The organism is Neoroseomonas rubea, from assembly GCF_016106015.1.
Lineage (GTDB): Bacteria > Pseudomonadota > Alphaproteobacteria > Acetobacterales > Acetobacteraceae > Neoroseomonas > Neoroseomonas rubea.
The window spans coordinates 1-3,720 of the sequence record NZ_JACADQ010000392.1 but is presented as its reverse complement, the minus strand read 5'-3'; the positions used below and the strand labels follow the sequence as shown (position 1 = coordinate 3,720).

Here is a 3,720-nt window from a genome sequence, read left to right as displayed (position 1 = left end):
CGCCCAGCGTCTCCGCCGCGGGCTCCGATCGCGGCCTCGGCGCCGCGAGGCGGGGCGGCGGAGCCAGCGTCGCGCGCGGCGCGGGCTGGCTCCGCGGAGCGATGACCACGGCATCCCCCGGCGGGACCACGAGCGTGCGCGTCTGCGCCCATGCAGGGCCGGCGAGCACGAGGCCTGGAACGAACAGGAGCAGAATTCGCCACATGGTTGAAGGATACATCCGCCAATTCCCGTCTCGCAATGAGTCGAAACAATCCCGCCCCCGCCTTGCCAGCCCGTGCCTCGCGCCCTAATCCCGGGCCGGACGGGAGAGAACACCCATGGACATGCCGATGCCGCAGGACGCCCACGCCGAGATCCGGGAGGAGGTGCGCAAGCTCTGCGCCCGCTTCCCCGGGGAGTACTGGCGGGAACTGGATGCGCGGCGCGGCTATCCGACCGAATTCGTCAAGGCGCTGACCGAGGCCGGGTGGCTCGGCGCGCTGATCCCCGAGGAATATGGTGGCTCGGGCCTGCCGCTCTCGGCCGCCGCCGCGATCCTCGAGGAAATCCACGCCACGGGCTGCAACGCCGCCGCCTGCCACGCCCAGATGTACATCATGGGCACGATCCTGCGGCACGGGAACGCGGACCAGAAGGCGCGCTACCTGCCGAAGATCGCGACCGGGGAGCTCCGGCTGCAGGCCTTCGGCGTGACGGAACCCACCAGCGGCACGGACACGACGTCCCTGCGCACCTTCGCGCGGCGGGAAGGCGACAAGTACATTGTCAACGGCCAGAAGATCTGGACGTCGCGCGCCGAGCATTCCGACCTGATGCTACTGCTGGCGCGCACCACGCCCAAGGACCAGGTCGCCAAGCGCACCGAGGGGCTGTCCACCTTCATCGTCGACATGAAGGCCGCGCTCGGCCACGGGCTGACCATCCGTCCGATCCGGACGATGATGAACCACAATTCCTGCGAGGTGTTCTTCGACAACATGGAGGTTCCGGCGGAGAACCTCGTGGGCGTCGAGGGCAAGGGCTTCCGCTATATCCTCGATGGCATGAATGCCGAGCGCCTGCTGATCGCGAGCGAGAGCATCGGCGACGCCAAGTGGTTCATCGAGAAGTCGGTGGAATACTCCAAGCAGCGCGTTTTGTTCGGCCGCCCGATCGGCCAGAACCAGGGCGTGCAGTTCCCGATCGCCAAGGCCTATGCGCAGATGCGCGCCGCGGAGGCCCTGATCCAGAAGGGCCTGGAGAAGTTCGAGGCCGGCCTGCCCTGCGGCGAGGAAGCCAATATGGGCAAGATGCTCGGCGCCGATGCCGCCTGGGCCGCGGCCGAGGCCTGCGTGCAGACCCATGGCGGCTTCGGCTTCGCCGAAGAGTACGACGTGGAGCGCAAGTTCCGCGAGGCACGGCTGTACCAGGTGGCCCCGATCAGCACGAACCTCGTGCTGTCCTACATCGGCGAGCACGTGCTGGGGATGCCGCGGAGCTACTGACTATGTCCGGCGCGCCCGTCGCGATCGCGTATGATTTCGACGGCACGCTGGCGCCGGGCAACATGCAGGAGCACGTCTTCCTGCCGAAGCTCGGGCTCGACAAGGATGCCTTCTGGGCGCGGTCGAACGCGCTCGCCGAGGAACAGCAGGGCGACCCGATCCTGACCTACATGCACCGCATGCTGGTCGAGGCGACGGCTGCCGACATCCCGATGCGGCGCGAGGACTGGGCACGGCACGGCGCCGGCATCACGCTGTTTCCGGGCGTCGAGGGCTGGTTCGACCGGTTGAACGCCGCGGGGGCGGCGCGCGGCCTTGCCATCGAGCACTACGTCATTTCCTCGGGCCTGCGGGAACTCGTCGAGGGCACATCGATCCGGCGGCATTTCCGCGCGGTCTTCGCCTCGGGCTTCCTCTACAGCGCTTCGGGCGCGGCCATCGCGCCGGCGATCGCCGTGAACTACACGACCAAGACGCAGTACCTGTTCCGCATCAACAAGGATGCGCTCGACCTCGCGGACAACAAGGCGGTCAATGCCTTCCAGCCGCCCGAGACGCGCCGCGTGCCCTTCGCCAACATGATCTTCATCGGCGACGGGGAGACCGACATCCCCTGCTTCCGCACGGTAAAGGAGATGGGCGGCCATTCCATCGCCGTGCACCCCGCGGGCGATGCCGAACGCGCGGCGCGCACGCTGCGCCTGATCGACGAAGGCCGCGTCCATTGCGCCGTGGCCGCCGACTACCGCGAGGGCGCGGAGCTCGAACATCGCGTCCTCGCCATCCTTGACCTGCTCGCCGCGCGCGAGAGGATCACTGCACGACCGCCGGAGACCAACGCATGAGCGGATCCCGCCCCCTCGAAGGGCTTCTCGTCGTCGCCATGGACCAGGCGGTCGCCGCACCCTACTGCGCCTCCCGCCTCGCCGATGCCGGCGCGCGGGTGATCAAGGTGGAACGCCCCGAAGGCGATTTCGCGCGCGGCTACGACACGGTGGCGAACGGCCTGTCCTCCTACTTCGTCTGGTTGAACCGGGGGAAGGAGAGCGTCTGCCTCGACATCAAGGCGGCCGAGGACAAGGCGCTGCTGGAACGCCTCATCGCGAAGGCGGATGTCTTCATCCAGAACCTCGCCCCGGGCGCGATGCAGCGCGCGGGCTTCGGCAGCGCCGATCTGCGCGCGCGCCATCCGCGCCTGATCACGGTCGACATCTCGGGCTATGGCGACGAGGGCGACTACGCGACGATGAAAGCCTACGACCTGCTGGTGCAGGCGGAATCCGGCCTCGCCTACATCACCGGCCGGGCGGAAGGTCCGGGGCGTGTCGGCGTGTCGGCCTGCGACATCGCCTGTGGCATGCATGCCTATGCGGCGGTGCTGGAGGCGTTGCTCAGCCGGTCCATCACCGGGCAGGGCAAGGGCATCGCGGTCAGCCTGTTCGATGGCATGGCGGACTGGATGACGGTGCCGCTGCTGCAATACGAGGGCACGGGGAAGAACCCGCCGCGCATCGGCCTCGCGCATCCCTCCATCTGCCCCTATGGCGCCTTCCAGACCAAGGACGGGCACGATGTGCTGATCGCGATCCAGAACGAGCGCGAATGGGCGTCCTTCTGCGCGCATTTCCTGGATGAGCCGGAATTGCCAAAGACGCCGGGCTTCACGGTGAACAACGACCGCGTCGCGCACCGCCCCATGGTAGATGCGCATATCGCGAAGATGTTCGCGGGCCTGACGCGGGAGGAATGCGCGGCGAAGCTCCGCCGCGCCAACACCGCCTATGGGTTCGTCAATGATTGCGGCGGGCTGCAGAAGCACCCGGCGCTGCGCCGCGCGCCGGTGCAGACGGAAATGGGGCTGGTCCCGGTCGCCCTGCCGCCCGCGCGGCTGTCCGACGGGGTGCGGCCCTTCGGCACGGTGCCCTCGCTCGGCCAGCACACGGCGGCGATCCGGGCCGAATTCGCGGCGTGAGCGCGCTCAGCCTGGCCGGCGGAAGAAGGCGAGCGGGCTCGGCCGGCTCGGCATGATCGGCAAGGTGCCGGCACCGGGCGTGGCGGCGCCTGGCGGCGCGGCGGCGAAAGCCATGCGTGCTGGGGATGGTGTGGCCGCGGCGGCGGGCATGGCGGCGGCGGCGGGCCTCGGCGCAGCGACCGCCTGCCCCACCACCATGATCGGCGCGGAGCGATAGGCGTCGAGGCCCCGCCCCCGCCCCTCGGCGCCGCCGGCACCGGC

Annotated in this window: 5 protein-coding genes; 3 read left to right on the top strand and 2 right to left on the bottom strand. The window is 69.3% G+C overall.

Annotated features, from left to right (window positions below):
• Window positions 1-205, bottom strand: a 205-nt coding sequence (locus tag HW577_RS26700; protein WP_232475161.1) for a hypothetical protein, incomplete at its 3' end; no start/stop codon positions are given.
• A 115-nt stretch (window positions 206-320) separates the two neighbouring features.
• Here HW577_RS26700 and HW577_RS22435 point away from each other — a divergent pair.
• From HW577_RS22435 to HW577_RS22425, 3 genes are read left to right on the top strand one after another with little or no spacing between them, the layout of a single operon-like run.
• Window positions 321-1,487 carry an acyl-CoA dehydrogenase family protein gene (locus HW577_RS22435; RefSeq protein ID WP_232475160.1) on the top strand — a complete coding sequence of 389 codons (1,167 nt, stop codon included), beginning with the start codon at window positions 321-323 and terminating at the stop codon, window positions 1,485-1,487.
• A gap of 2 nt (window positions 1,488-1,489) precedes the next feature.
• Window positions 1,490-2,332 carry an HAD family hydrolase gene (locus HW577_RS22430; RefSeq protein ID WP_198378337.1) on the top strand — a complete coding sequence of 281 codons (843 nt, stop codon included), beginning with the start codon at window positions 1,490-1,492 and terminating at the stop codon, window positions 2,330-2,332.
• Complete coding sequence (locus HW577_RS22425) at window positions 2,329-3,459, top strand: CaiB/BaiF CoA transferase family protein (protein ID WP_198378336.1); 1,131 nt, start codon at window positions 2,329-2,331, stop codon at window positions 3,457-3,459. Before HW577_RS22430 ends, HW577_RS22425 begins: the two co-directional genes overlap by 4 nt.
• A gap of 6 nt (window positions 3,460-3,465) precedes the next feature.
• On the opposite strand, the gene HW577_RS22420 is transcribed toward HW577_RS22425, so the two are convergent.
• On the bottom strand, window positions 3,466-3,720 hold a 255-nt coding region (locus HW577_RS22420; protein WP_198378335.1), incomplete at its 5' end, for a hypothetical protein.